The sequence below is a fragment of the Pseudomonas alkylphenolica genome (assembly GCF_000746525.1).
Taxonomy (GTDB): Bacteria; Pseudomonadota; Gammaproteobacteria; order Pseudomonadales; family Pseudomonadaceae; genus Aquipseudomonas; species Aquipseudomonas alkylphenolica.
This window is the reverse complement of sequence record NZ_CP009048.1, coordinates 4,947,143-4,971,581: the sequence shown is the minus strand read 5'-3', so window position 1 is coordinate 4,971,581 and position 24,439 is coordinate 4,947,143. Positions and strand designations below refer to the sequence as shown.

At 61.5% G+C, this 24,439-nt stretch carries 23 protein-coding genes, 1 pseudogene and 1 riboswitch; of the genes and pseudogenes, 13 read left to right on the top strand and 11 right to left on the bottom strand.

The features are described 5' to 3' along the window. Nucleotide 1 precedes the first annotated feature (1 nt). Nucleotides 2–1,507 carry a malate dehydrogenase (quinone) gene (gene mqo / locus PSAKL28_RS22830; RefSeq protein ID WP_038614712.1) on the bottom strand — a complete coding sequence of 502 codons (1,506 nt, stop codon included), beginning with the start codon at nt 1,505–1,507 and terminating at the stop codon, nt 2–4. 606 nt (nt 1,508–2,113) lie between these two features. After that, nucleotides 2,114–2,347 carry a hypothetical protein gene (locus tag PSAKL28_RS22825; protein ID WP_038614710.1) on the bottom strand — a complete coding sequence of 78 codons (234 nt, stop codon included), beginning with the start codon at nt 2,345–2,347 and terminating at the stop codon, nt 2,114–2,116. A 177-nt stretch (nt 2,348–2,524) separates the two neighbouring features. Between PSAKL28_RS22825 and PSAKL28_RS22820 the strand changes: the two genes are divergently transcribed. Continuing rightward, a complete protein-coding gene (locus tag PSAKL28_RS22820; protein WP_038614708.1) occupies nt 2,525–3,109 on the top strand; it encodes a YajG family lipoprotein in 585 nt (194 codons plus the stop codon). A 98-nt stretch (nt 3,110–3,207) separates the two neighbouring features. Here PSAKL28_RS22820 and PSAKL28_RS22815 read toward each other — a convergent pair whose 3' ends face one another. After that, nucleotides 3,208–3,414 (bottom strand): hypothetical protein, encoded by a 207-nt coding sequence (locus PSAKL28_RS22815; protein ID WP_038614706.1) that lies wholly within the window; start codon nt 3,412–3,414, stop codon nt 3,208–3,210. 169 nt (nt 3,415–3,583) lie between these two features. Between PSAKL28_RS22815 and PSAKL28_RS22810 the strand changes: the two genes are divergently transcribed. Beyond that, a complete protein-coding gene (locus PSAKL28_RS22810) occupies nt 3,584–3,844 on the top strand; it encodes a hypothetical protein (RefSeq protein WP_038614703.1) in 261 nt (86 codons plus the stop codon). Between the two features lie 75 nt (nt 3,845–3,919). Here PSAKL28_RS22810 and PSAKL28_RS22805 read toward each other — a convergent pair whose 3' ends face one another. Next, nucleotides 3,920–5,086: a 1-acyl-sn-glycerol-3-phosphate acyltransferase gene (locus PSAKL28_RS22805; RefSeq protein ID WP_167335129.1), complete on the bottom strand. Its 1,167-nt coding sequence runs from the start codon at nt 5,084–5,086 to the stop codon at nt 3,920–3,922. Nucleotides 5,087–5,207: 121 nt separating this feature from the next. Here PSAKL28_RS22805 and PSAKL28_RS22800 point away from each other — a divergent pair, with 121 nt between their 5' ends. From PSAKL28_RS22800 to PSAKL28_RS22790, 3 genes are read left to right on the top strand one after another with little or no spacing between them, the layout of a single operon-like run. Further along, nucleotides 5,208–5,390: a CPXCG motif-containing cysteine-rich protein gene (locus PSAKL28_RS22800; protein ID WP_038614699.1), complete on the top strand. Its 183-nt coding sequence runs from the start codon at nt 5,208–5,210 to the stop codon at nt 5,388–5,390. Then, nucleotides 5,390–5,650 (top strand): putative signal transducing protein, encoded by a 261-nt coding sequence (locus PSAKL28_RS22795; RefSeq protein WP_038614698.1) that lies wholly within the window; start codon nt 5,390–5,392, stop codon nt 5,648–5,650. Before PSAKL28_RS22800 ends, PSAKL28_RS22795 begins: the two co-directional genes overlap by 1 nt. Nucleotides 5,651–5,662: 12 nt before the next feature. Then, on the top strand, nt 5,663–6,286 hold the full coding sequence (locus PSAKL28_RS22790) for an SOS response-associated peptidase (protein ID WP_038614696.1): 624 nt from the start codon (nt 5,663–5,665) through the stop codon (nt 6,284–6,286). A 56-nt stretch (nt 6,287–6,342) separates the two neighbouring features. Here the strand turns inward: PSAKL28_RS22790 and PSAKL28_RS28655 are convergent, their stop codons facing one another. After that, a complete protein-coding gene (locus PSAKL28_RS28655) occupies nt 6,343–7,086 on the bottom strand; it encodes a methyl-accepting chemotaxis protein (RefSeq protein WP_371262011.1) in 744 nt (247 codons plus the stop codon). Nucleotides 7,087–7,197: 111 nt separating this feature from the next. Beyond that, nucleotides 7,198–7,392: pseudogene (locus PSAKL28_RS28650) on the bottom strand (HAMP domain-containing protein); the annotation flags it as partial. A gap of 1,246 nt (nt 7,393–8,638) precedes the next feature. Between PSAKL28_RS28650 and PSAKL28_RS22780 the strand changes: the two are divergent. Beyond that, a complete protein-coding gene (locus PSAKL28_RS22780; RefSeq protein ID WP_038614692.1) occupies nt 8,639–9,454 on the top strand; it encodes a M48 family metallopeptidase in 816 nt (271 codons plus the stop codon). A gap of 61 nt (nt 9,455–9,515) precedes the next feature. Here the strand turns inward: PSAKL28_RS22780 and PSAKL28_RS22775 are convergent, their stop codons facing one another. The 5 genes from PSAKL28_RS22775 to PSAKL28_RS22755 all read right to left on the bottom strand — a co-directional run bounded on the left by PSAKL28_RS22775 (nt 9,516) and on the right by PSAKL28_RS22755 (nt 13,355). Further along, entirely contained in the window at nt 9,516–10,103 is a 588-nt protein-coding gene (locus tag PSAKL28_RS22775; protein WP_010225776.1) for a TMEM165/GDT1 family protein, read from the bottom strand. Between the two features lie 87 nt (nt 10,104–10,190). Continuing rightward, nucleotides 10,191–10,312: riboswitch (yybP-ykoY riboswitch) on the bottom strand. A gap of 38 nt (nt 10,313–10,350) precedes the next feature. Further along, nucleotides 10,351–11,349, bottom strand: a complete 999-nt coding sequence (locus tag PSAKL28_RS22770) for a methyltransferase (RefSeq protein WP_038614691.1) — start codon at nt 11,347–11,349, stop codon at nt 10,351–10,353. Between the two features lie 50 nt (nt 11,350–11,399). Beyond that, nucleotides 11,400–12,365: a 2-hydroxyacid dehydrogenase gene (locus tag PSAKL28_RS22765; protein WP_038614689.1), complete on the bottom strand. Its 966-nt coding sequence runs from the start codon at nt 12,363–12,365 to the stop codon at nt 11,400–11,402. A gap of 27 nt (nt 12,366–12,392) precedes the next feature. Then, nucleotides 12,393–12,764 (bottom strand): MerR family transcriptional regulator, encoded by a 372-nt coding sequence (locus PSAKL28_RS22760; RefSeq protein WP_038614688.1) that lies wholly within the window; start codon nt 12,762–12,764, stop codon nt 12,393–12,395. A gap of 12 nt (nt 12,765–12,776) precedes the next feature. Further along, entirely contained in the window at nt 12,777–13,355 is a 579-nt protein-coding gene (locus PSAKL28_RS22755; RefSeq protein ID WP_038614686.1) for an NAD(P)H-dependent oxidoreductase, read from the bottom strand. A gap of 215 nt (nt 13,356–13,570) precedes the next feature. Between PSAKL28_RS22755 and PSAKL28_RS22750 the strand changes: the two genes are divergently transcribed. The 7 genes from PSAKL28_RS22750 to PSAKL28_RS22720 all read left to right on the top strand — a co-directional run bounded on the left by PSAKL28_RS22750 (nt 13,571) and on the right by PSAKL28_RS22720 (nt 24,366). After that, nucleotides 13,571–14,200, top strand: coding sequence for a LysE family translocator (locus tag PSAKL28_RS22750; RefSeq protein ID WP_038614684.1), 630 nt, complete (start codon nt 13,571–13,573; stop codon nt 14,198–14,200). 123 nt (nt 14,201–14,323) lie between these two features. Continuing rightward, nucleotides 14,324–16,006, top strand: a complete 1,683-nt coding sequence (locus PSAKL28_RS22745) for a fatty acid--CoA ligase (RefSeq protein WP_038614683.1) — start codon at nt 14,324–14,326, stop codon at nt 16,004–16,006. 337 nt (nt 16,007–16,343) lie between these two features. Then, on the top strand, nt 16,344–18,227 hold the full coding sequence (locus tag PSAKL28_RS22740; protein ID WP_038614681.1) for a DUF1302 domain-containing protein: 1,884 nt from the start codon (nt 16,344–16,346) through the stop codon (nt 18,225–18,227). Nucleotides 18,228–18,254: 27 nt separating this feature from the next. Beyond that, entirely contained in the window at nt 18,255–19,619 is a 1,365-nt protein-coding gene (locus PSAKL28_RS22735; RefSeq protein WP_038616976.1) for a DUF1329 domain-containing protein, read from the top strand. A gap of 204 nt (nt 19,620–19,823) precedes the next feature. Next, the gene (locus tag PSAKL28_RS22730) at nt 19,824–22,547 is read left to right on the top strand and encodes a winged helix-turn-helix domain-containing protein (protein WP_038614680.1); all 2,724 of its coding nucleotides are present in this window, start codon (nt 19,824–19,826) and stop codon (nt 22,545–22,547) included. A gap of 74 nt (nt 22,548–22,621) precedes the next feature. Continuing rightward, a complete protein-coding gene (locus PSAKL28_RS22725; protein ID WP_051939545.1) occupies nt 22,622–23,206 on the top strand; it encodes an MliC family protein in 585 nt (194 codons plus the stop codon). Between the two features lie 80 nt (nt 23,207–23,286). Continuing rightward, complete coding sequence (locus PSAKL28_RS22720; protein ID WP_038614679.1) at nt 23,287–24,366, top strand: sensor domain-containing diguanylate cyclase; 1,080 nt, start codon at nt 23,287–23,289, stop codon at nt 24,364–24,366. Nucleotides 24,367–24,439 lie beyond the last annotated feature (73 nt).

Sequence of the window (24,439 nt, the reverse complement as noted above, 5' to 3'; positions counted from 1 at the left end):
GTTACGCGTAGTGCTGCGCCGGGCTGTTTTCGACCAGGCCCAGGACCTCGTCGTTGTGCGCGCTGATCTTGTGATACAGCGCAGCGTCTGCGGCCAGGATCTTTTCCCGGGCCGGGAAAATTTCCTTGAGCTTGGCCGCCCAGGCACCCTTGGTTTGCTCGGGGAAGCAGCGCTCGATCAGCTCAAGCATGATCGATACCGTCACCGAAGCACCAGGAGAGGCGCCCAGCAGAGCGGCCAGGGTGCCGTCTTTGGCTGCTACCAGTTCGGTACCGAACTGCAGGATGCCGCCTTTTTTCGGGTCTTTCTTGATGATCTGCACGCGCTGACCGGCCACTTCCAGGCGCCAGTCCTCGGCTTTCGCCTCGGGGTAAAAGCGACGCAGCGAGTCCAGACGCTGCTCCATCGACTGCATCACTTCGCTGACCAGGTACTTGGTCAGGTCCATGTTGTCGCGGGCCACGGCGAGCATCGGGCCGATGTTGCTCATGCGTACCGACAGCGGCAGGTCGAGGAACGAGCCATGCTTGAGGAACTTGGTGGTAAAGCCGGCATATGGGCCGAACAGCAGCGAGGTCTTGCCGTCGACGACGCGGGTGTCCAGGTGCGGCACCGACATCGGCGGCGAACCAACCGCGGCCTGGCTGTAAACCTTGGCCTGGTGCTTCTTGACCACTTCCGGGTTGTCGCAGCGCAGCCATTGGCCGCTGACCGGGAAGCCGCCAAAGCCTTTGCTCTCTTCGATGCCCGACTGCTGCAGCAGCGGCAGGGCCGCGCCACCGGCGCCGAGGAAGACGAAGCGGGCGTTGACGTCGCGGCTGCTGCCGCTGTTGACGTCCTTGATGCTGACGGTCCAGCCACTGCCGTTACGGCGCAGGCCAGTGACCCGCTTGCAGTACTTGACCTGGGCATCCGGCGCGCTGGCCAGGTGCTTGAGCAGTTTGTTGGTCAGGGTACCGAAGTTGACGTCGGTGCCTTTCATGACGCGGGTGGCGGCGATTTTCTGGTCGGCAGGGCGACCCGGCATCATCAGCGGCATCCACTCGTTCATCAGCGCTTTGTCTTCGGTGTATTCCATCTCGCTGAAGGCGTGATGCTGCTTGAGCAGATCGAAGCGCTTCTTGAGGAAATCGACACCTTTGTCGCCTTCGACGTAGCTCAGGTGCGGCACCGGGTTGATGAACGCCCGTGGCGAGCTGAACGCGCCTTTCTTGCTCAGGTAGGCCCAGAACTGCCGGGACACCTCGAACTGGGTGTTGATGTGCACCGCTTTCTTGATGTCGATGCTGCCGTCGGCAGCCTGCGGCGTGTAGTTCAGTTCACACAGTCCGGCATGGCCGGTCCCGGCGTTGTTCCACGGGTTGGAACTTTCCGCGGCACCCGAATCCATCAACTCGACGACTTCCAGCTTGATCGCCGGGTCGAGTTCCTTGAGCAGTACGGCCAGGGTGGCACTCATGATGCCTGCCCCTACCAGTACTACATCGACTGCTTCGTTCTGCGCCATTTAACGCGTCTCCAAAATCTACAGCACCAAATTGACAGCATAGGATCTCTGGCTTGGCCAGGATCGCCATGTCCGATTCTTCGCAGTTTTTGCAACTTCAGCGGACACCGCCAAACGGGCTTTGCGTTGCCTATGAACGCATTTTAAGACCGGTGCGGCAATTCGACTTATGGTCAAGGTGTCCGTCGTGCGTTATGGACCGGCCTCAGGCACTCATCCTGGATGAGCACTGTTGCCAGCTGTTCAGGGCTGTTCGGGACACTTTAGGTGCTTTTGCACATGCCAGACTGTTCATTGCTCGCCACACTCTCGTGAAGTTGTGAAAACCCGTTTTTTCACGCTCTTTTGGAGTCGTGAACCTCAAAATGGTCTGCGCGATGGCAGGCCCGGCAGGTTCAGGCAGAGCAGAGGGCCGAATATTGCGGGCACACTGGCTGGTGCAAGACCTGTGTGGAAGGCTCTCTGTGGGCGGTGCGGAGGATGCCGATGGTGAACATTGGCGGTGCTGCGAGGCCCGATCAGGAGACGTCCTTATAATCGGGGGGAGATTATAACGATGTCTCGGGCAGAAATGATCTTTATTAGCGACTTTTATTGATGCACGGTTCAGGCGGCCAGGCTGCGCTGTACCCAGTTACCGCGGGGACGCACGCAAACCCGGGCGCTGGCGGGCAGGGGACGGTTGAGCCAGCTGAGGCGAATTTCGTCGATTTCCACCCAGTTGCCAGCATCAGGCCGGATTGCGCACTGTTTGAAAGCCAGGCACAGACCCTGGGCGTCGAGTCGTGCGAAGCTGCGCATTGGCCGGCGTTTGAACAGTGAAGCCCAGAACCAGGACATGGCGGTCTACCTCTTTGAGTGTTCTGGGCGCCAGCATAGCCGCCGGGTGATTAAACCAATGTGACAGCGAACCGGCAGCGCTCGCGCCGGTCTTATTCGCTAATGGCATGGCGATGGCTGGGCCGCGTCGTGCTGGTTATACTGGCGGCCTTTGCTGCCTATTCTGGAGAGATGAGCATGTTGCAACGTTTGTTGTTCGGTTTGATCGCGGTGACCAGTCTGACCCTGGCCGGTTGTGCCCACAGCCCGCAACAACTCAGCCCGCAACCCAAACTCACCGCCCAGCTCGCCCCGGTCGGTCACGGCCAGCCGGTGGTGGTCAAGGTGGTCGATGGCCGCGCTTCGCAAACTCTGGGCACCCGCGGTGGTCTGTACCCTGAAACCAGCGCCATCACCGTGACCGGCAACGATATCCTGCCGAAACTGCAAGCCCAGGCTGAAGCCGCCGTGCGCCTGCTGGGCTTCACCCCGACGCCAAACGCCTACAACGCGCCGCAGCTGACCGTGACCCTGGCCGAGCTGAAGTACCAGTCGCCCAAAGAGGGCATGTACGTGACGGAAGCCACCATCGGTGCGACCTTCAAAGCTGACGTGTCCAATGCCAACCGTCGCTACAGCGGCCGTTACGGTGCCTCCCTGGACCAGCGCTTCGGCATGGCGCCAAACCAGGAAACCAACACCAAGCTGGTGAGCGATGTCCTCAGCGATGCCCTGACCCGTCTGTTCAAGGACCAGGCCATCGGCCAGATCCTGGGCGAATAAACCCTTCCCGGTAGGAGCGGGCTTGCCCCGCGATAGCGATCTGTCAGTCACATCGCATCGCGGGGCAAGCCCGCTCCCACATCCTTCCAGGCAGAGCTTCAGGCCGCTTCGACGTAGAAGTCCAGCACGCTGATGCCGGTCTGGCCATCGACCTCCGGCAGGTCGTCGTGGGCATGGCCGCCCAGGGCGCAGTACACCAGCCACTGACGGTCCTGAACGTTGAAGGCCAGGCCATCGATCAAGGCCTGCTGCTCGTCGCTCTGGGCGATCAGGTAGAGGCGGTCCTGGTTTTCGGCGTGCAGCATGACAAGCTCCGTTTCGTTGCGAAGGCCGGTAGGGTGGCGTGTGTTGATGACGAACGTATGACGGCGGAAATTAATCGTCGTTTGTCGCAAAGGGCAGGAATACGCGCGGCGCTTGGGTAGAATGCGCGCCGTATCGAGTGTTTCGATGTACTTCTTTTGAGGTTCTGCGATGTCGTTGCAAGTGATCTGGGGGCTGTTTGCCGCCCACCCGGCCAAGCTGATCAACCTGCTGGCCCTGGTGTTGACCTGCCCTGGCGGGCTGTTGCTGCACAGCGCCCGGCGCCGTGCAGCGCAAACCCTGGCCGGCATGGCCGCCGATGAAGCGGTGGTCGATGGCATGGGCCTGCGCATCAACCGCTTCTATTACATCCTCGGCTTTGCCTTCCTGGCGTTGGCATTGCTGCTGTCCTGGTTCAGTACCTGGGTCTGAACCGTAATCGCGGGGCAAGCCCGCTCCCACAGGGCACTTGGTACCTCCAGTGGGAGCGGGCTTGCCCCGCGATGATCAAAGCGCCAACCCAGCTTTAACCCGGTACTGATTGCGCACCGGCGTCGCGTACTGCTGCACCAGGTACGGCTGCTGCTCGACCGGGCAGGCGTCCAGACGGCGCTGCCACTCGGCTTGGGCGCGGGCCAGTTCGTCGGCCGGGAACAGCTTGGCCGCCGTCGGCACCTGCAGGGCAGGATCGGCCTCAGCCCATTGCGCATAGGCCAGGTAATGCACCGGGAACAACCGGTAGCCGCCGAGAATCTGCCGATCGATTTCCACCGCCAGTTGCTTGGTGTCCTCGAAGCATGCCGTCACCGGCGGGGCGAAGTTGATGTGCACCCGTCCCTTATAGCCGGTGATGCCCTGGGCAATGCTGATGTCATCTTCACCCGGCGCCTTGGTGTAGCTGCCAGTGGTGGCGCGGATATACAGCTCGCGGGCCTTGGCCTGATCGCACGGGTCGTACTCGTAGCTGATCGACACCGGGCTCAGGTTCAGCGACTGGATCACCGCACCGAACGGCTCGTCCTTGCGGCTCATGTGGAACATTTTCAGGATTGCCGAATCGGTGCGATCGTCACCATCCTTGGCCCGGCCTTCAGCCTGGGCTATCCAGATCGACGCACCGTCGTTGCGGATCGAATGGTTGATGTAGGCCGAGAGCAGCTGGTAGGCCGCCAGTTTTTCCCGGCGCCCGCTGATCGAGCGGTGGACGATGAAGCTTTTGTTCAGGCGCATCATGTCGCTGACGAACGGCTTTTGCAGCAGGTTGTCGCCGATGGCGATCCGCGGCGTCGGCAGGCCGGCGTGGTACACCGCGTAATTGACGAACGCAGGGTCCATGACGATGTCACGGTGGTTGGCCAGGAACAGGTAGGCGGTGCCGGACTTGAGCAGCTCGACGCCGGTGTAGGTCACGCCGTCGGTAGCCCGCTCGATGGTATGGTCGACGTAGTACTCGACCTTGTCCTGCAGGGTCGAAACGCAACTGACACCGGCGAATTCTTTGCGCAGGCGCCGGGCGATCAGCGGCTTGAGCAGCCAGCCGAACGCTCCGGCCATGCGCGGGAAGCGGAAGTGGGTGAGGATATCGAGGAATGCCGGGTCGCTGAGCAGGCGTGCCAGAACGGCAGGGACCTCAGCGTCGTCGTACGGTCGGATGGCATCGAATTCGCCCATCATGCTCTCTTGTTGGAAACGGCTAGGGTAATAGGTAGGGCCGGGGTTCGAAAAACGGCTCGAACACGCGCAGGTCCTGTAAATAGACCGGCAATTATACGCACAAGTCACTCGGGAGGCCGCGATGCTGGAAACTGTGATTTACGATTGCCCCTATTGTGGTGCAGAAGTCGAAACGACAGTGGACCTGTCTGGTGGTGACCAGGAATACATCGAGGACTGTCAGGTCTGCTGCAAACCGATCAGATTCGTGCTTCAAGTGCATGGTGAGGAATGGATGCTGGACGTTTACGGTGAGAATGACTGATGCAGCGAATCTATGATCCGGAAAACCTGCTGGAAGCTGAAATGCTGATCGGCATGCTCGCCAGTGAAGGTATCCAGGTGCACCTGATGGGTCGTGACCTGATGGGGGCCATCGGCGACCTGCCGGTGCACGGCCTGCTGGGGCTGGCGGTCGCCGATGAACAGGCCGACAGCGCACGCCAGCTGATCGCCGCGTACAATACTGCCCAGCCACTTGCGGGCGACGAACCGGAGACTATCCCCGGAACCCTGATTTGCTAGGTTTTTGCCCTCATGTGTGGACGTTATGCGCTGTTTCGCTGGTCTCCCGCCTTTGCTGCGTTGCCGGGGTTTCCCAGTGACCAGCAGGCGCAATGGAATATCTCCCCCGGCGCCTCGGTGCTGATCCAGCGCCGTCTCGAAGAAGGTCAGCTGGAGCTGGCGCGAGCACGCTGGGGGCTGACCCCGGCCTGGCTCACCGACCTGTCGCGCACCCCCGCCCATGCCCGGGCCGAAACCCTGGCCGAGCAACCGATGTTTCGCGAGGCGTTTCGCCTGCGCCGTTGCCTGATGCCGGCCAACGGCTTTTATGAATGGCGCGGTACCCAGCGCAAGCGCCCCTACTGGCTGACGCCGGGGGAGGGCTCTTCGCTGTTCTTTGCGGCGATCTGGGAGGCCTATCCGGTGCAGGATCAGGTCTGGTTGAGTACCGCAGTGGTGACCCAGGCGGCGGTGAATCAACGGCGGCCGCTGATGCTCGATGCCGCGGGGCAGGCGGCCTGGCTCGATCCCGAGACGCCTGTGGCGCGGTTGTATGAATTGCTGGCGAGCAGCCAGGCGCCGCTGCGTGAGCGGGTGCTGGCCAATTTTGTCAATGATCCGAAGCTTAATGGGCCGGAGTGCCTGACCCCGGCTTAAAAGCATCGCGGGGCAAGCCCGCTCCCACAGGGTTTATCTATTGCCCCGCGATTGGTTTACACCCGGAACTGATTGATCAACCGCCGCTGCTGCTCGGCCAGCTTGGTCAACTCGGCACTGGCGGTACTCGACTCATCCGCGCCGCCGGCCACTTCATTGGCCACCTGACCAATGTTTATCACATTGCGGTTGATATCCTCAGCCACTGCGCTCTGCTCTTCCGCCGCGCTGGCGATCTGGGTGTTCATGTCGTTGATCACCGATACCGCCTGAGTGATGCTCTCCAGCGCCTCTGCGGCGCGAGCCGCCTGCTGCACGCTGTCATCGGTCTTGCCCTGGCTGTCTTCCATGACCTTTACGACATCGCGGGTACCCTGTTGCAGTTGCTGAATCATCTGCTGGATTTCTTCAGTGGCCTGCTGGGTCTTCTGCGCCAGATTGCGCACCTCGTCGGCAACCACGGCAAAACCGCGACCCTGTTCGCCGGCGCGTGCCGCCTCGATGGCCGCATTGAGCGCCAGCAGGTTGGTCTGCTCGGCAATGGCGCGAATAGCCGTCAGGATCGCATTGATGTTCTCGCTGTCGCGGGCCAGGGTCTGTACCACGCCGACTGCGCGGCCAATCTCTTCGGCCAGGGCGCTGATCGAGTCTGAAGTGTTACGCACGATCTGCAGGCCCTGATGCGCCGCCTGGTCGGCGTTACTGGCAGCCTGGGCGGCATGGGTGGCATTACGCGCCACATCCTGGGCGGTAGCGGTCATTTCGTGCACGGCGGTGGCCACCAGGTCGATCTCGGCCATTTGCTTGTGTACGCCCTGGTTGGTGCGGATCGCGATGTCGGCAGTGTGCTCCGAGGAATCGCTGACTTTCTGCACCGACGCCACCACCTGGCTGATCATTGCCTGCAACTTGGCCAGGAAGGTATTGAAGCCCTTGGCGATCGAGCCCAGTTCATCGGCGCGGTCACTGCTCAGGCGGCGGGTCAGGTCACCTTCGCCCTGGGCAATGTCGTCGAGCATGGCCACCATCTGGCGCAGCGGACGGGCGATGCCGTGAGCCAGCAGCCAGATCACCAGCAAGCCGAGGGCGGCGATGCCCAGGCCCATCAGGGTCATGCCGGTGAGGTCGGTGCTGCGTTGGGCGCTGAGTTCGTCCTGAAGCTTGTTCACGTCAGCCATTACCGCGCTCAGCGGCAACTCCAGCAGCAGCGTCCAGCGCGCATCGGTATTGCCGATCTTGAACGGCAGGTACAACTCGATGCGTCCGGCGTTCTGGTTGACCTCGTAGCGCAGATTTTCGCCGCTGAGCTGGCTCAGGGTGGTGGCGACACTGGCGTCGAGGACGTCACGGGCTTTCTCGCCGAACTTGCTCGGGTCTTTGGTGAACGCCACCAGGCGGCCGTTGCCGGAGACCAGTGCGAGTTCGCCAGCACCACCATAGAGCTGCTTATCAGCAGTGTTGAGCAGCTCCTGGATGAAGTTCACCGACAGGTCGGCACCGGCAATCCCCTGGAACTGACCATCGATCAGGATCGGTTCGACGAAAGAGGCGAGCATGACCATCTTGTCGCCCACCTTGTAAGGTGCCGGGTCGATCACGCAGGCCTTTTTCGACTCTCGCGAGCACAAGTAGTACTCACTGGCTCGTACGCCGGTAGCGAGAACGGTCTGGTCATTGACGTCGGCCAGTTTGTCCAGGCCGAGGCTGCCGTCATCGTTGCGAAACCACCAGGGCAGAAAGCGCCCGGTGGCACTGTCGATACCGGTGATAGAGGTGCCAACGAAGCGGCTGTCGTCATGGTCCAGGGCGTTGGCTTCCCAGCCCAAGTAGGTGCCCAGGATCAGTGGGTTGGTCACGGCAGTCTGCTTGAGCAGGGCGATCAGTTGTTCGCGCTCGATCTTGAGCAGCGGGTTGCCGTTGGCATCCATCATACCCAGCATGGCGTTGCTGGTGGCCAGCCCGCGGGCGATCAGCAATGGTGCTTCCAGGCCGCGCTGGATTTCGCTGACCTGCGTGCGGGCCAGGGCAGTCAGGCGCTGCTCGATCACTGCCTCGAATTGCTGCTGGGTGCGGGTCTGCACCAGCTCCTGGGTGCGCTGGCCGGAATACACGGCGTAAAGCACCAGAGCGGCAACTATGCTTAAGACAATAGCGCCGGCCAGGGCCGCAACGGAAAACTGGATCGACCTGAACTTCATGAAGGGCTCCAAGCACAAGAAATTTCATCTGCCTTGGGTTATCGGCGTGTGCGGGTCAAAGCATGAGTGCCGTCCGGAGAAATCTTCGTGCGGGATATGGCGGGCTCAATCGAGTCAGCCTAGGATACGCGGCATGTTCGAATGGAGTGTTTTCATGCGTAAGTCATTAGTTATCGGCGCCTTGAGCGCCAGCGTACTGCTTTCCGGATGCCAGGCAGTGAACACCACCAGCGGCGGTGCCGTGGGTGTCGAGCGTAAGCAATATATGTTCAGCATGTTGTCGACCGATGAGGTCAACCAGATGTATGCCCAGTCGTACCAGCAGACCCTGGGCGAGGCGTCGAGCAAGGGTGTGCTCGACAAGACCAGTGCCGAGGCCAAGCGTGTCCAGGTTATTGCCGACCGCCTGATTGCCCAGGCACCGAAGTTCCGTCCGGATGCGGCGCAGTGGAACTGGGAAGTCAACCTGATCAAGAGTGACGAGCTCAATGCCAACTGCGGTCCTGGCGGCAAGATCTTTTTCTACACCGGGCTTATCGACAAGCTGAAGCTGACCGACGACGAAATCGCCGCGGTGATGGGCCATGAAATCGCCCACGCTTTGCGTGAGCATGGCCGTGAAGCCATGTCCAAGGCCTATGGTGTGCAGATGGCGCGTCAGGGCGCGGGCGCCTTGCTCGGCCTTGGCCAGGACTCCCTGGCAATTGCCGACACGGTGGTGCAGTACAGCATGACTCTGCCCAACAGCCGCGAGAACGAGAACGAAGCCGACCTGATTGGCCTGGAGCTGGCCGCTCGTGCGGGGTACAACCCTAACGCCGCGATCACCCTGTGGGACAAAATGAGCCAGGCGTCGGGGGGCTCGCAGCCTGAGTTCATGAGTACTCACCCGGCTTCTGCCAGCCGCCAGGCTTCGTTGCAGGCGGCGATTCCGAAGGTGATGCCGTTGTACGAGCAGGCCAAGAAGTAAATCATTCATCGCGGGGCAAGCCCGCTCCCACTGTGGGAGCGGGCTTGCCCCGCGATCATATTTAGCCTATCCAGCCACTGACCTGCATCGCCGAATACACCGCCACGGCGGCCAGCACGAAGAACGCGGCCGAAGCCAGGCGACGTATCAGGGTCAAAGGCAGCTTCTCGGCGGCAAAGTTGCCCGCCAGCACGACCGGCACGTTGGCAATCAGCATGCCCAGGGTAGTGCCGATGATCACCATGATCAGGTGCGGATACTGGGCCGCCAGCATCACTGTGGCGACTTGGGTCTTGTCGCCGATTTCCGCGATGAAGAATGCAATCAGGGTGGTCAGGAACGGGCCGAAGCGCCGCGCGGTGCTGGCCTCGTCGTCATCCATCTTGTCCGGGATCAGTGTCCACAAGGCGGTGGCAGCGAAGCTCGCAGCGAGGATCCAGTGCAGGGTGGCGGCGGAGAAGAAGGTGCTGACCCAGGCGCCGACAGCGCCGGCAGCCGCATGGTTGGCCAGGGTCGCGGCGATGATGCCGGCGATGATCGGCCAGGGCTTGCGGAAGCGGGCAGCGAGGATGAGCGCGAGCAATTGGGTCTTGTCGCCAATTTCGGCGAGGGCCACGATCGCGGTCGGGACGAGCAATGATTCCAGCATCAGGATTCCTACGGGGGCGGGTCGACACGGCTATGACACGTACAGCCTTCCCGCCCCGGGTAAGGTGTGCGTGTCATAGGTCTTGTCAAACCCTGGGTCCGTCTGTGCGGACCGTGGGTCGCACGCGCCATGGTCTGTGGACCAAGTATGTTGACGCGTACCGGGCGAGCTGGGTGCTCGCGGGAGACTACTCCCCTAGGACGGAGCGGATTCTGCCTAGGCAAATCCGTTTCGGCAAGCGCTGATTTTAACCGCGTGTTGCCTGGTAGATGCGAAAGCCTTGCCCTTCGGCGCGTATCCGGCAATTGCCCAGCGCTTCTTCGATCAGCGGTTGATAGCGCAGGAAGCTGTTGGCGACCAAACGCATTTCTCCGCTTTTTTTCAGATGATCGGCTGATTTTCTCAACAGATTTTCCGATGCCTGGTAATTGGTGTGAACGCCGGTGTGGAACGGTGGGTTGCTCAGAATCACATCCAGATCACGGGGGGCGGCATCGATGCCGTCACCGCAAATCACCTCACCTTCCAGACCATTGGCCGCCAGGGTCAGGCGGCTGCTGGCGACGGCAAAGGCGTCGACATCAAGCAGGGTGATCCGGCTTTGTGGATAGCCACGCTTGATCGCCGCACCGAGTACGCCGGCGCCACAGCCGAAGTCGAGGACATGGCCGACCGGCAGTTGATCAAGGTTTTCCAGCAACAGGGCGCTGCCGCGATCCAGGCGGCCGTGGCTGAACACGCCAGGCAGGCTGACGATCTTCAGTGGCCCGTCAGCCAGCGCCAACTCGAAATGTTCGGCCAGGCTTTCCAGCGACCTGGCTTCAGGTGCGTGTTCTACGGTGACCTGCCACAGCTGGCAGTGGCGGGCGCTGTCGAGCTTGCGTGGTTTGCCGAAGGCATGCAGCTGTTTTGCCGCGCCTTCGATGCCGCCGCGCTTTTCCCCGACCAGATACAGCTCGCGTCCAGCCAGGCGCGAGGCCAGGGCATTGAGCAGGTAGCTGGCCAGGTCGCGGGACTTGGGCAGGAACAGTACGGCCGCGTCGAAAGCCTGGGCAGGTGGCTCTACGCCGAAATGGCTGCGACCGGCAAAGCGGGCATCGATAGCCGTCTGATCGCCGGCATGCCAGCTCCAGCCGTGGGCGGCCGGCAGCTTGCCGAGCAGGTCGTCGGCGGGCAAGCCTGCGAGCAACAGCGAGCCCTGGAAAAGCTCGGCCTGACGAAGCAACACTTCACTGCGCGGGTCCATGGGTGGGGGCTCCTGAAAAAGTGGCGCAGTTTATCAGAGCCAGACGCGGCTTAACCGACCTGTCGACGCGGGCTGCCGGCAAAAAACGCCTCGGCGTTTTCGCACAACTGTTCGACGATGCGCTGGCGTGACTCCACCGCGCCCCAGGCGCTGTGCGGGGTGATGATCAGGCGCGGGATGTCCTTGGCCAGCAACGGGTTGCCATGGACCGGCGGTTCGACACTCAGTACGTCGGTGGCGGCACCGCCCAGATGGCCGGAACGCAAGGTATCGGCCAGCGCCTGCTCGTCGATCAGACCGCCGCGGGCGGTGTTGATGACAAAGGCGCCGGGCTTGAGCAGGGCCAGTTCGCGAGTGCCGATCAGGTTGCGGGTGTGTTCGTTGAGCGGGCAGTGCAAGGTCAGCGCATCGACCTGCGGGAGCAGTTCATCCAGGGGCAGGCGGTCTTCACGAGGCGGGCGCCCGGGCAACTGCCCGAGCAGCACGCGCATGCCAAAGGCTTCGGCCAGGCGTGCCACTGCACCGCCCAGTTCACCGTGACCGAGCATGCCGAGGGTCTTGCCCTCCAGCTCGACGATCGGGAAGTCCAGCAGGCAGAACTGCTTGGCCCGCGTCCATTGTCCCTCGGCGACGGCGTGTTGATAGTCCGGCAGGCGTGTAGCCAGCGCCAGCAGCAGGGCCAGGGTGTGCTGGGCGACCGACGGTGTGCCGTAGCCCTGGCAGTTGCTGACCACGATGCCCCGGGCCTGTGCGGCCTGCAGATCGACATTGTTGGTGCCGGTGGCGGCCACCAGGATCAGCTTCAGGTTGGGGCAGGCAGCCAGGGTGCTGGCGTCGATCATCACTTTATTGCTGATCGCCACGGTTGCGCCGAGCAAGCGTTCCATCACCTGATCGGGGGCGGTGGCCGAGTACAGTTGCAGCTCGTCGAAGCAACCGCGCAGGCGATCCAGGCTGAGGTCGCCCAGGTCCAGGGAATGATGGTCGAGGAATACGGCGCGGCGCAGGGCGGACATGGAAGCTCCAGTGAGTGACGGTCGGGCTCAGGTCGGATAGGTAAAGCAATCATAACGGGTCTGCTCAAGGCTGGCTTCGAAGGCCAGCAGACTCTGGTGTTGCTGCTGCAGGTCGGCGATCTGTGCCTGCAGCTGAGCTTTCCTGCAGGCAATGGCCTGGCGGATGCGCGACAGCTGCAGTTCGCCGGGGCCGTTCTCGCTGACCATCGCCTGCATCTGCTTGAGGCTGAAGCCAAGCTTTTGTGCGCACTTGATCAGGCTCACCAGCGCCACACTCTGTTCATCATAGATGCGGTAGCTGCCCTGGCGCTTTGGCGCGGGCAGCAGGCCGATTTTCTCATAGTGGCGTATGCATTTTATCGTGGCGCCGGACAGCTGCGCGGCTTTGCCGATATACATCGAAAATCCTTTTTAACTGGCGCGGGCCAGCTTGCGCACCTGTTGCAACCAGGCCTCGCGTTGCGTCGTGCTCGAGCTGATGACGGGGCCAAACGTTAACGTCTTTTGTGGCCTGATTCCACAAAAGCCCAGGGTGGTACGGCGCATCTGTTCCAGGCCCGGCATTCGGTACACCCAGCGGTAATACCAGGGTGGCGTGTCCATGCTGACCAGCAGGTCGGCGCTTCGGCCTTTGAGCAGTTGCGTGGGGAAGGGGGAGTTGCTTTGGTACTTGAAGGCGAAGCCGGGGAGCAGGACACGGTCAAGGAAGCCTTTCAGCAACGCGGGAATGCCGCCCCACCAGATCGGGAACACAAACACCAGGTGTTCGGCCCAGCGGATCAGTGATTGCGCGTGCAGCAGGTCGGGTTCCAGCGGCTGTACCTGCTGGTAGCCGCTGTGTAGCACGGGGTCGAATTTCAATGCCCCCAGTTCCACGACCTGAACTTCATGACCGACCGCACGGGCACTGTTGACATAGGCGCTGCTCAAGGCGGCGCAGAAGCTCTGGTTCGAGGGATGGCCGAGGACTACCAGTACACGTTTGCTCATCGAGGGCGGCTCTGTCGTGCAAAGTGCTCAGGCTAGTAGTTGCCCCTAGGGGGAGAGTCAAGCGAGATCCGGTAGGAGCGGGCTTGTCCCGCGATTCGATGTGACTGTTGATACCGTGATCGCGGGGCAAGCCCGCTCCTACAGGTTGTTACTTAGTATGTCTAAGGCGTAATGTACTTTTCTTCCGATTTCACCCACTGCCGCAAGGAGCCCCCATGTACTGGGCTGAATTTCTCACTGTTGCCTTGATTCACCTGCTGGCCGTGGCCAGTCCCGGTCCCGATTTTGCCGTGGTGGTCCGCGAGAGCGTCACCCACGGGCGCCGCGCCGGTACCTGGACTGCCTTTGGCGTGGGTATGGCGATTTTCCTGCATGTGGGCTATTCGCTGCTGGGCATCGGCCTGATCGTGTCGCAGTCGATTGTGCTGTTCAACGCCCTCAAGTGGCTGGCGGCAGCTTACCTGCTGTACATCGGCTTCAAGGCATTGCGCGCAGGTCCCGCCGCACCCGGCAGCGATACCGTGCAGGCCTCGACGGTGGAGCGCACGCCGCGGGCTGCGTTTGTCGCCGGCTTCATGACCAACGGCCTGAACCCCAAGGCCACGCTGTTCTTCCTGTCGTTGTTCACCGTGGTGATCAACCCGCACACGCCGCTGGCGATCCAGGCCGGTTACGGCGTGTACCTGGCGGCCGCTACCGGCCTGTGGTTCTGCCTGGTGGCGATGCTGTTCAGCCAGCAGCGCGTACGCGCAGGTTTTGCCCGTATGGGCCACTGGTTCGATCGCACCATGGGCGCGGTACTGATTGCTCTGGGTGTGAAGATCGCCTTTACCGAAATGCACTGATGGCGATTTGCCTCTAGCCATTTGCCCGGCCAAATCATTCCTTCGGCTGATTTGGCCGACGTTGTGGCGTTCTAGAGTGGGTCATGTCTTGCCCAGCTCGTGCACTCTAGAAAAGGGACTCCTATGTTGCAGACTCGTGTCATTGCGCCTGCCGAGGGCGCTTATCAGTTTCCACTGTTGATCAAGCGCTTGCTGTTGTCCGGCAGCCGCTATGAGAAAACCCGCGAAATCGTCTATCGCGATCAGTTGCGCTTCAGCTACCTGACCCTCAATGAGCGCATTGCGCGCCTGGCCAATGTGTTGACCGCGGCCGGGGTCAAGGCCGGTGACACCGTGGCGGTGATGGACTGGGACAGCCACCGTTACCTGGAATGCATGTTCGCGATTCCGATGATCGGTGCGGTGGTGCACACCATCAACGTGCGCCTGTCACCGGAGCAGATTCTCTACACCATGAACCACGCCGAAGACCGCTTCGTGCTGGTCAACAGCGATTTTGTCGGCCTGTACCAGGCCATCGCCGGGCAGCTGACCACGGTAGAGAAAACCCTGTTGCTGACTGACGCCGAGTCCAAGACCGCCGATCTGCCGAACCTGGTGGGCGAGTACGAGCAATTGCTGGCCGCCGCCAGCCCGGAGTATGACTTCCCTGATTTCGACGAGAACTCGGTCGCCACGACGTTCTACACCACCGGTACCACCGGTAACCCCAAAGGCGTGTACTTCACCCACCGGCAACTGGTGCTGCACACCCTGGCTGCCGCTTCGGTCACCGGCAGCATCGACAGTGTGCGCCTGCTGGGCAGTAACGATGTGTACATGCCGATCACCCCGATGTTCCACGTCCATGCCTGGGGCATTCCCTATGTGGCCACGATGCTGGGGATCAAACAGGTCTACCCTGGGCGTTACGAGCCGGAGATGATGTGCCAGCTGTGGCGCAATGAGAAGGTCACCTTCTCCCATTGCGTGCCCACGATCCTGCAGATGCTGCTCAATGCCAAAGGCGCGCAAGACCAGGATTTCGGCGGTTGGAAAATCATCATTGGCGGCAGCGCGCTGAACCGCGCCCTGTACGAAGCCGCCAAGGCCCGTGGCATTCAGCTGACCGCCGCCTACGGGATGTCCGAGACCTGCCCGCTGGTCTCTGCCGCTCACCTCAACGACGAACTGCTGGCCGGCAGCGAGGATGAGTGCATCACCTACCGGATCAAGGCCGGCGTGCCGGTGCCGTTGGTGGAGACGGCGATTGTCGATGGTGAGGGTAACTTCCTCCCCAACGATGGCGAAACGCAAGGCGAGCTGGTACTGCGCGCGCCCTGGCTGACCATGGGTTATTTCCGCGAACCAGAGAAGGGCGCCGAACTCTGGCAGGGTGGCTGGCTGCACACCGGTGATGTGGCCACCCTCGACAGCATGGGTGTGATCGACATTCGTGACCGCATCAAGGATGTGATCAAGACCGGCGGCGAGTGGATCTCCTCGCTGGAGCTTGAAGACCTGATCAGCCGCCATCCGGCGATTCGCGAGGTGGCGGTGGTCGGAGTCGCCGACCCGCAGTGGGGTGAGCGACCTTTTGCCCTGCTGGTCGTCCATGAAAACCAGGTGATCGATGCCAGGGCGCTCAAGGAGCACCTCAAGCCTTTCGTCGAACTTGGGCACATCAACAAGTGGGCGATTCCCAGTCAGATTGCCCTTGTTACTGAAATTCCCAAGACCAGTGTCGGCAAGCTCGACAAGAAGCGCATTCGCCTGGATATCACTCAGTGGCAGGCCAGTAACAGCACGTTTCTATCGACCCTGTGATGGTTCGCGGGTCGTACCCGATCGGGTGCGACCCGCAGGCTAGACACATTTCCAACTTGTCATATGCCATTTTTCAGCCATTCTTCCCCAGCCAGCAGCGTGGCCGGTTCACCGCACCGCGCCACAGGGGTAGATATGCAAATCACACTTTAGAGGGATCAAGCACCACTACGTGCTGGCTATAGTCGGGTCAGGGGATTTTCAGGAATGGGGGGCTGCACACGAATGTGCCTGGCCACTTGCTCGACGATCAGGGTGCACTGACACCCGTCGAACAAAGCGTTTCTGCAAAGGACTCACTGCCATAAAAATAAAGAAAGTACATGGAGTAGCGTCGATGACATCAGTAAATCTGTTCTGGCGCCGGGCGAAACTGCCTTTGGCCGTCAGCCTCGCTTCTACGCTCGCCGGTCCTGCATTCGGCGTCAGTTTCAACATCGGTGAAATCGAAGGGTCGTTCGACTCGTCGCTGTCCGTAGGGGCCAGCTGGTCGACGGCCAAACCGAACGAGAACCTGATTGGCGTCAACAACGGCGGCAAAGGCCTGTCGCAGACCTCCGACGACGGCCACCTGAACTTCAAGCGCGGTGAGACCTTCTCGAAGATCTTCAAGGGCATCCACGACCTGGAGCTCAAGTACGGCGATACCGGCGTGTTCGTCCGCGGCAAGTACTGGTACGACTTCGAGCTCAAGGATGAACACCGCGAGTTCAAGGACATCAGCGACTCCAACCGCAAAGAGGGCGCCAAGTCCGCCGGTAGCGAGCTTCTCGACGCCTTCGTCTATCACAACTACTCCATCGCCGATCAGCCAGGTTCGGTGCGTCTCGGCAAGCAGGTAGTCAGCTGGGGTGAAAGTACCTTCATCGGTGGCGGTATCAACTCGATCAACCCGATCGACGTGGCCGCCTTCCGCCGTCCTGGCGCCGAGGTCAAGGAAGGTCTGATCCCGGTCAACATGTTCTATGTGTCGCAGAGCCTGACCGACAACCTTTCGGCTGAAGCCTTCTACCAGATCGAATGGGACCAGACTGTCGTCGACAACTGCGGCACCTTCTTCTCCCAGCCCGACGTCATCGCCGACGGCTGTACCGACAACCTGCGCTTGCTCAACAGCAGCCGCAGCCTGCCGCCACAGGCATTGGGCTTCCTCGCCAGCCAGGGCGTCGACATCAACACCGAGGGTGTGAAGGTCGACCGTGGCGCGGATCGCGATGCGCGTGACAGTGGCCAGTTCGGTGTGGCCATGCGCTACATGTTCGAGCCGCTGGATACCGAGTTCGGCGCCTACTTCATGAACTACCACAGCCGTGCGCCGATTTTCAGTGCAACTGGCGCGTCTCCGTCAGTCTATGCCAGCCTGTCGCGCCTGCCGGCGTCACTGCGGCCGCTGGCGCCGTTGATCGTGGCGGGCAACTCGCAGTACTTCGTCGAGTACCCTGAAGACATCCGCCTGTATGGCCTGAGCTTCTCCACCACCCTGCCTACCGGCACCGCGTGGAGCGGTGAACTGAGCTACCGGCCTAACGCGCCGGTCCAGCTCAACACCACCGATATCCTCTACTCCGGTGTTACGCCAATTCCAGGGTTTGGTAACGCGTCGCTGCTCAAGGGCGTTCCAGGCCAGGACCAGCACGGCTACACCCGTAAGGAAATTACCCAGTTCCAGACGACACTCACCCACTTCTTCGACCAGGTGATGGGGGCCAGCCGCCTGACCGTGGTAGGTGAAGTTGGCGTGACTCATGTCGGCGGCCTGGAAAGCGCGCACAAGATGCGTTACGGACGTGACCCGGTCTACGGTCCAGGGCCGCTGGAACCTACTGGCCCGGTGAATACCTGTGAGTTCCTCAACAGCCGGACCATCAGCGGTGCTGGCAACAATGCCTCTTCGGCCAACCTCTCGCGCAAATGTGAGAACGACGGCTTCACCACCAGCACCTCCTGGGGCTACCGCGCTCGGGCGATCTGGGACTACAACGACGTATTCGCCGGGGTCAACCTCAAGCCTAACGTGGCCTGGTCGCATGACGTCTCCGGTTACTCCCCGGGCCCTGGCGGCAACTTCGAGGAAGGGCGCAAGGCGATCAGCCTGGGTCTGGATGCCGAGTACCAGAACACCTACACCACCAGCCTGTCGTACACCAACTTCTTCGACGGCAAGTACACCACCGTGGATGACCGCGATTTCATCGCCCTCAGCTTCGGTGTGAACTTCTAAGAACACGGATTCAGGACGAGCATGAACATGAAAATGACCAAGAATCTGCTGCAAGCCGGTGTGTTGGGCCTGTCGCTGCTGGCAACCGGCGTCATGGCGGCGGTGTCCGCCGACGAGGCGGCCAAGCTCGGCACCACGCTGACGCCGATGGGCGCTGAAAAGGCCGGTAACGCCGACGGTTCGATCAGCGCCTGGAAGCCGCTGGCCACCAATGCCGGCGCCGTTGATGCCAAGGGTTTCCTTGCCGATCCGTACGCTAGCGAAAAGCCGCTGTACACCATCACCGCGCAGAACGTCGACCAGTACAAGGACAAACTGTCCCCGGGTCAGATCGCGATGCTCAAGCGCTACCCGGACAGCTACAAGCTGCCGGTATACCCGACCCACCGTGGCTCGACCGTGCCGGCTGATGTGTTTGCCGCGATCAAGGAAAACGCCACCAAGACCAACCTGGTCGCTGGCGGCAACGGTCTGGAGAACTTCACCACTGCCGTGCCGTTTCCGATTCCGAAAAGCGGTGTCGAGGTAATCTGGAACCACATCACCCGCTATCGCGGTGGCAGCGTGACCCGCCTGGTAACCCAGGCCACGCCGCAAACCAATGGCTCCTACAGCCTGGTGTACTTCCAGGACCAGTTCGTCTTCCGTGACAAGATCAAGGGCTACGATCCGGCCAACCCGGGCAACGTGCTGTTCTACTTCAAGCAGAAGGTGACGGCGCCGGCGCGTCTGGCCGGTACCGTGCTGCTGGTCCACGAGACCCTCGACCAGGTCAAGGAACCACGCAAGGCGTGGGTCTACAACGCCGGTCAGCGTCGTGTGCGCCAGGCACCGCAGGTGTCCTACGACGGTCCGGGTACTGCAGCCGATGGCCTGCGTACCTCCGACAACCTGGACATGTTCAACGGTGCGCCGGATCGCTACGACTGGAAGCTGGAAGGCAAGAAAGAGATGTACATCGCCTCCAACAGCTACAAACTCGACGATCCAAAGCTCAAGTACAGCGACATCATCAAGGCCGGGCACATCAACCAGGACTTGAGCCGCTATGAGCTGCGCCGCGTCTGGCACGTGGTTGCCACCCTCAAGCCAGGCCAGCGTCATATCTACGCCAAGCGTGACTTCTACATCGACGAAGACACCTGGCAGGCTGCAGTGATCGACCAGTACGACGGTCGCGATCAACTGTGGCGCGTTTCCGAGGCCCACTCCCAGGACTACTACAACGTCCAGGTGCCGTGGTACACCCTGGAAGCCATCTACGACCTGCAGTCGGGTCGCTATTTGGCACTGGGCATGAAGAACGAGGAGAAGAAGGCTTACGACTTCGGATTCTCGGCTAGCATTAGCGACTTCCAGCCCGCAGCGCTTCGCCAGGAAGGTGTGCGCTAAGTTTCAAACCTCCGTGTGATCTCCCAGAACGCCCCGGCTTGCCGGGGCGTTTCTGTTTGCGCGGCCTGCCTGATTCGGGATTGTCGCTTTTTGTTGTAGTCTTTTTTCCGCAAAGCGCGGCAATCATCTTCAAATGTGCGTCTTTAACCGCTAGTCTGCGCTGACCCGTACTGCCGAAGATTCTCTAACTAAAACGAGCCGGCCATGACTGATCTGTCCCGTACGCAAGGGTTCGCCGGCCAGGCCATGACTGTCCTGGAAGGACGCTTCTATCGTCCGCCACTGCCTGAAGGGCATGTGCCGCGGGCGCGCTTGTGCCAGCGCCTGCAAACCGGGCTGGGCGGCCGCTTGTTGCTGGTCACTGCGCCTGCTGGCTTCGGCAAGAGCTCCCTGGCCGTGGAATTCTGTCAGGGTCTGCCCAATCACTGGAGCAGCCTGTGGCTGGGATTGAGCCGTCGCGACAACGATCCGGGACGTTTTCTCGAACGCTTGCTTGAAGGCTTGCAGCAGTATTGCCCCGTGCTGGGCAACCAGGCCCTGGGCCTGCTGAAGATGCGCCAGCGCCACCAGCCGTTTGCTTTCGAAGAGTGGCTCGATGGCCTGCTCGATGAGTTGGCTTTCCATCTGCAGCCACACAACCCCTTGTTGCTGGTGCTCGATGACTACCATCTGGCCCAGGGCCCGGTACTTGATCGCTGCCTGCAGTTCTTCCTCAATCACTTGCCGCCGGGGTTGGTGCTGCTGGTCACCAGTCGCTTGCGCCCGGACTGGCACCTGGCGCGCCTGCGTCTGTCGCGCCAGCTGCTTGAACTCAACGAACAGGACCTGCGCCTGACTCCCGACGAGTCGCTGGCGGTGCTGGGCCAGCAGACCACCGGTTTGCGCGGTCAGGCCCTGGATAATCTGATCCAGCGCAGTGACGGCTGGATTGCCGGGCTGCGCTTCTGGCAGCTGGCGGCCAGCGAGTCTGGCGCCGACAGTGCGTTGCCCCAGGCCCTGCATGGCGGCGAGGGGTTGATCCGCGATTACCTGCTCGAAGAAGTGATCGATATTCTGCCGGCCGAAGTTCAGGGCTTCCTCAACGATACCGCGTGCCAGGAGCGTTTCTGCAGCGAACTGTGTGATGCCCTGCGTGAGAGTCACGACAGCGCCGAGATCATCGCGTACCTGCAGGCGCATCAGGTATTCCTGGTGCCGCTGGACGAACATGGGCGCTGGTACCGCTATCACCATCTGTTTTCCGATCTGCTGCGCAGCCGACAACCCAGCCTGCCGCTGTCGAGCCTGCACCTGCGTGCCTGCCGCTGGTTCCAGGGCCAGGGGTTGCTCGACGAGGCGGTGGAACAAGCCTTGCGGGCAGGGCACCTGGATGTCGCCGCCAACCTGGTACAGAACCTTTCCGAAGAGCAACTGCTGGCCGAGCAGAACGTCGGTATGTTGCTGCGCTGGAAGATGGACCTGCCCGATAGCCTGCTGATCAGCACGCCACGGCTGATTGTGCTGTATAGCTGGGCCCTGGGCCTGGCCGGGCAGCTGGACGCCGCCGAAGAGCTGGCCAGTCACCTGAGTCGCTTCCTGCCAGCGCCTTCGGCGACGGCACAGCGCTCCATGCTGGCGCAATGGCTGGCCTTGAGTGGGGTCATCGCCCGCGGCCGAGGCGATCGCGAGCGCACTCGCTCCTATTGCGTCGAAGCCCTGCGCAGCCTGCCGCAAAAGCGCTATGGCCAGCGCCTGGTGTGCTTGTCGACGGTTTCCAACCTGGCCATTGCCGACGCTGACTTCTCGCGGGCCCGCAGCTGGAACCGCGAGGCGCTGGAGCTGGCTCAGCGGGTCGGCAACCCATTGTTCGAAGCCCTGGCACATTACGATCGCGCGCGGGTGCTGCATGCTCGCGGCGAAGTGCTGAGGGCACTCGATGAAGTGCGCCAGGGTTTGCAGCGTCTGCAGGGGCTGTCGGCGCAGCGCTTGTACGCGGCGCGGGCACGCCTGACCTTGTACGAAGGCTATCTGCTGGTCGCGCGCCTGCAACCGGAAGCCGGGCGCAGCCGTCTGCGTGCAGGTCTGGTCGAGGCACGGGCCTGCCGCGACATCAGCGTGCTGATCGGTCATTGCGTGATCGCTTCGCAGGATGGTCGCGAAGGGCGCTTTACCGAAGCCTTCGCCGAACTGGCCGAGGCCGAACGGCTGATGCACATCTGGGACGTACCGCCGATTTTCTATCTGGCGATGATTACCCTGATCAAATGCGAACTCTGGTTGGCCCAGGGGCGCACGGATCTTGCCGAGTCCTGGTTGTTGCGTCTGGGCCAGACCTACGGCGGCAAAAAGGCGGCTGCCGCACCGGAATTCCATCCCTTGCTGCCGCTGCATATCGAACTGCAACAGGCCTTGCTCGAACGTACCCAAGGGCGCCTGGAACAGGCCGGACAACGTCTGCAGGCGCTGGTCGAGCGCGGTCAGGCCAGCGGTGGTCAGTTGTTGTGTGTCACTGCGCTGTGCCAATGGATAGGCTTGTTACTGGCCAGCAACAACGAGATGCAGGCCCGTGATTTGTTGGCACTGAGTCTGGAAGCTGGCCGTGGCGGCGCCTTGCAGGCGTTCCAGCGGCTATTGCAGGACCATCCGCAGTGGCTGCGCGAGCAGTTGCTGATGCAACCTGCGAGTCCGACGCAGGCCAGCCTTCTGGCGCTGTTGCCGGCCCTTGATACGGCTCAAGCCACCGGCACCAGCTGTGAGACCTTGAGCACACGGGAGAAGGCGGTGCTGGAGTTGATTGCCCAGGGCTGTTCCAACCAGGAAATCAGCGACCGGCTGTTCATCTCCTTGCATACGGTCAAGACCCACGCCAGTCACATCAACAGCAAGCTGGGCGTCGAGCGCAGGACTCAGGCTGTCGCCCGGGCCAAGGCCCTGGGCCTGCTGGCCTGACGACTGAATGTGCGGCCAGGGAGGAATATCTGCTGTACTGTCTGGCAGGTTCTTTCCTGTTGGAGGCCTCGCCCATGTTCCGTGCACGCACCCTGGTGCTGCTGACCTGCTTGTTACCCATGGGGACGGCACTGGCGGCAGAAGGGCCGTCGTTTTCCTGCGACAAGGCCGAAGGCGTGGCCCTGAAAGTGTGCCAGAGCCCGCAACTGAGCAAACTCGACCGTGACCTCGCCGCCCTCTATAAACGCGTGCTCGGACAAGCCGACAGCGATTCGCAAAAGCAGCTCAAGGCGACCCAGCGCGGCTGGATCAAGGGCCGTGATGAATGCTGGAAAGCCGACGATGTTGATGCCTGTGTGCTTGAGCAGTATCAGGTTCGCATGGTCAAACTGCAGATCCAGTCCGGTGCGGTTCAGGTACCGGCAGCCGTCGAATTTGACTGCAATGACGACAGCAAACCCTTTACCGCGGTGTTCTACAACCAGCTCGAACCGCAAGCGGCGGTGCTTACCTATGGCGACGATCAAACCATCGCCATAGCCCAGCTTTCTGGCAGCGGCAGCAAGTACAGTGCCGAGGGTGTCGAGTTCTGGGAACATCAGGGCGAAGCCAAAGTGAAATGGTATGGCACCGAGCTGACCTGCCAGGCGGTACGCTGAGCAAGCGCCTACGCCAGTCTTTACGAGGGGCAGAGGATCGAAGATGATGGCCGCTTGCTATCATCATTGGGTGCTTCACCATGACGCAGATGCTGTCCATCCTCGCGCCATGGATCGGCTTGGGCGTCCTGTCGATCCTGTGGATACGTGCGTTGTTGCGCGGGCGTGAGCTTGAACGACAATTGCGTGAATGCCGCCAGCCCCTTGATGATTCGGGCGGCAAACAGGCACCGGGCGGTGCGGTACTGCCGGAAGACATCGAGCGCTACCAACGCAGCCAGTACTTTGCCCGCATTGGCACCTGGGACTGGGAGATCGACACCGAACAGCTCTATTGGTCTGACGCTATCTACCCCATGTTCGGCTTTCAGGTCGGGGAAATCGTCCCCAGCTATGAGCGTTTCTGCGCCAGCGTGCATCCGGATGACCGTGATCAGGTCCGCGCCGGAGAACTGCGCTGCATTGCAACGGGCGAAAACCATGATGAGGAGTACCGCGTGGTCTGGCCTGACGGCAGCGTCCGCTGGCTGCGCGAGACCGGCAACGTGGTGTGCAACAGTCAGGGCAAGGCCGTGAAAATGATCGGGGTGGTGCGCGATATCACCGAAGAAAAGGCCTGGGCCAGCCAGCTACAGAACCTGGCGCACAACGATGCCTTGACCGGCCTGCCCAACCGTCTGGCATTTGAGCAACGCCTGGCGCTGGCCCTGGAAAAGGCCCGCAATAACAACACGCGAGTGGCCCTGGCGTTTATCGACCTTAACGACTTCAAGACGATCAACGACCGTAGTGGCCATGCCATCGGTGACCAGGTGTTGAAGTTTACTGCCAAGCGACTCAAGCAAATGCTGCGTTCGGCCGATACCGTGGCCAGGATTGGTGGCGATGAGTTCGTCCTGATTCTTGAAGGGTTCTCGCCCGGTGCCGGGGTGGAAGAGGAAGTGCGCCTGCTTTGCGCCAACGTGATCGAGTCACTGGCTTTTCCCATGATCGTTTCCGGGGAGCTATTGCAGGTGGGTACCAGCTTGGGAGTAGCGATCTATCCGGATCATGCCGCGAGCATGGACACCTTGATTCACCTTGCGGACCTGGCCATGTATGAAGCCAAGCGCAGTGGTGAAAACCAGCTCCGCCTCGCTGCAGCAGGCGCTTGTACGTAACCCCGATTGTCAGCCCATGAGTGCCGACCCTGATGTCGTGCCGGATTTACCCGCGAAGCCAGCCTGTGGTTGT

Bases quoted from the DNA above. Each gene is read 5' to 3' on its own strand.
- mqo (WP_038614712.1), bottom strand. From the start codon at position 1,507: ATGGCGCAGAACGAAGCAGTCGATGTAGTACTGGTAGGGGCAGGCATC.
- PSAKL28_RS22825 (WP_038614710.1), bottom strand. From the start codon at position 2,347: ATGTCCTGGTTCTGGGCTTCACTGTTCAAACGCCGGCCAATGCGCAGC.
- PSAKL28_RS22820 (WP_038614708.1), top strand. From the start codon at position 2,525: ATGTTGCAACGTTTGTTGTTCGGTTTGATCGCGGTGACCAGTCTGACC.
- PSAKL28_RS22815 (WP_038614706.1), bottom strand. From the start codon at position 3,414: ATGCTGCACGCCGAAAACCAGGACCGCCTCTACCTGATCGCCCAGAGC.
- PSAKL28_RS22810 (WP_038614703.1), top strand. From the start codon at position 3,584: ATGTCGTTGCAAGTGATCTGGGGGCTGTTTGCCGCCCACCCGGCCAAG.
- PSAKL28_RS22805 (WP_167335129.1), bottom strand. From the start codon at position 5,086: ATGATGGGCGAATTCGATGCCATCCGACCGTACGACGACGCTGAGGTC.
- PSAKL28_RS22800 (WP_038614699.1), top strand. From the start codon at position 5,208: ATGCTGGAAACTGTGATTTACGATTGCCCCTATTGTGGTGCAGAAGTC.
- PSAKL28_RS22795 (WP_038614698.1), top strand. From the start codon at position 5,390: ATGCAGCGAATCTATGATCCGGAAAACCTGCTGGAAGCTGAAATGCTG.
- PSAKL28_RS22790 (WP_038614696.1), top strand. From the start codon at position 5,663: ATGTGTGGACGTTATGCGCTGTTTCGCTGGTCTCCCGCCTTTGCTGCG.
- PSAKL28_RS28655 (WP_371262011.1), bottom strand. From the start codon at position 7,086: ATGGCCGAGATCGACCTGGTGGCCACCGCCGTGCACGAAATGACCGCT.
- PSAKL28_RS22780 (WP_038614692.1), top strand. From the start codon at position 8,639: ATGCGTAAGTCATTAGTTATCGGCGCCTTGAGCGCCAGCGTACTGCTT.
- PSAKL28_RS22775 (WP_010225776.1), bottom strand. From the start codon at position 10,103: ATGCTGGAATCATTGCTCGTCCCGACCGCGATCGTGGCCCTCGCCGAA.
- PSAKL28_RS22770 (WP_038614691.1), bottom strand. From the start codon at position 11,349: ATGGACCCGCGCAGTGAAGTGTTGCTTCGTCAGGCCGAGCTTTTCCAG.
- PSAKL28_RS22765 (WP_038614689.1), bottom strand. From the start codon at position 12,365: ATGTCCGCCCTGCGCCGCGCCGTATTCCTCGACCATCATTCCCTGGAC.
- PSAKL28_RS22760 (WP_038614688.1), bottom strand. From the start codon at position 12,764: ATGTATATCGGCAAAGCCGCGCAGCTGTCCGGCGCCACGATAAAATGC.
- PSAKL28_RS22755 (WP_038614686.1), bottom strand. From the start codon at position 13,355: ATGAGCAAACGTGTACTGGTAGTCCTCGGCCATCCCTCGAACCAGAGC.
- PSAKL28_RS22750 (WP_038614684.1), top strand. From the start codon at position 13,571: ATGTACTGGGCTGAATTTCTCACTGTTGCCTTGATTCACCTGCTGGCC.
- PSAKL28_RS22745 (WP_038614683.1), top strand. From the start codon at position 14,324: ATGTTGCAGACTCGTGTCATTGCGCCTGCCGAGGGCGCTTATCAGTTT.
- PSAKL28_RS22740 (WP_038614681.1), top strand. From the start codon at position 16,344: ATGACATCAGTAAATCTGTTCTGGCGCCGGGCGAAACTGCCTTTGGCC.
- PSAKL28_RS22735 (WP_038616976.1), top strand. From the start codon at position 18,255: ATGAAAATGACCAAGAATCTGCTGCAAGCCGGTGTGTTGGGCCTGTCG.
- PSAKL28_RS22730 (WP_038614680.1), top strand. From the start codon at position 19,824: ATGACTGATCTGTCCCGTACGCAAGGGTTCGCCGGCCAGGCCATGACT.
- PSAKL28_RS22725 (WP_051939545.1), top strand. From the start codon at position 22,622: ATGTTCCGTGCACGCACCCTGGTGCTGCTGACCTGCTTGTTACCCATG.
- PSAKL28_RS22720 (WP_038614679.1), top strand. From the start codon at position 23,287: ATGACGCAGATGCTGTCCATCCTCGCGCCATGGATCGGCTTGGGCGTC.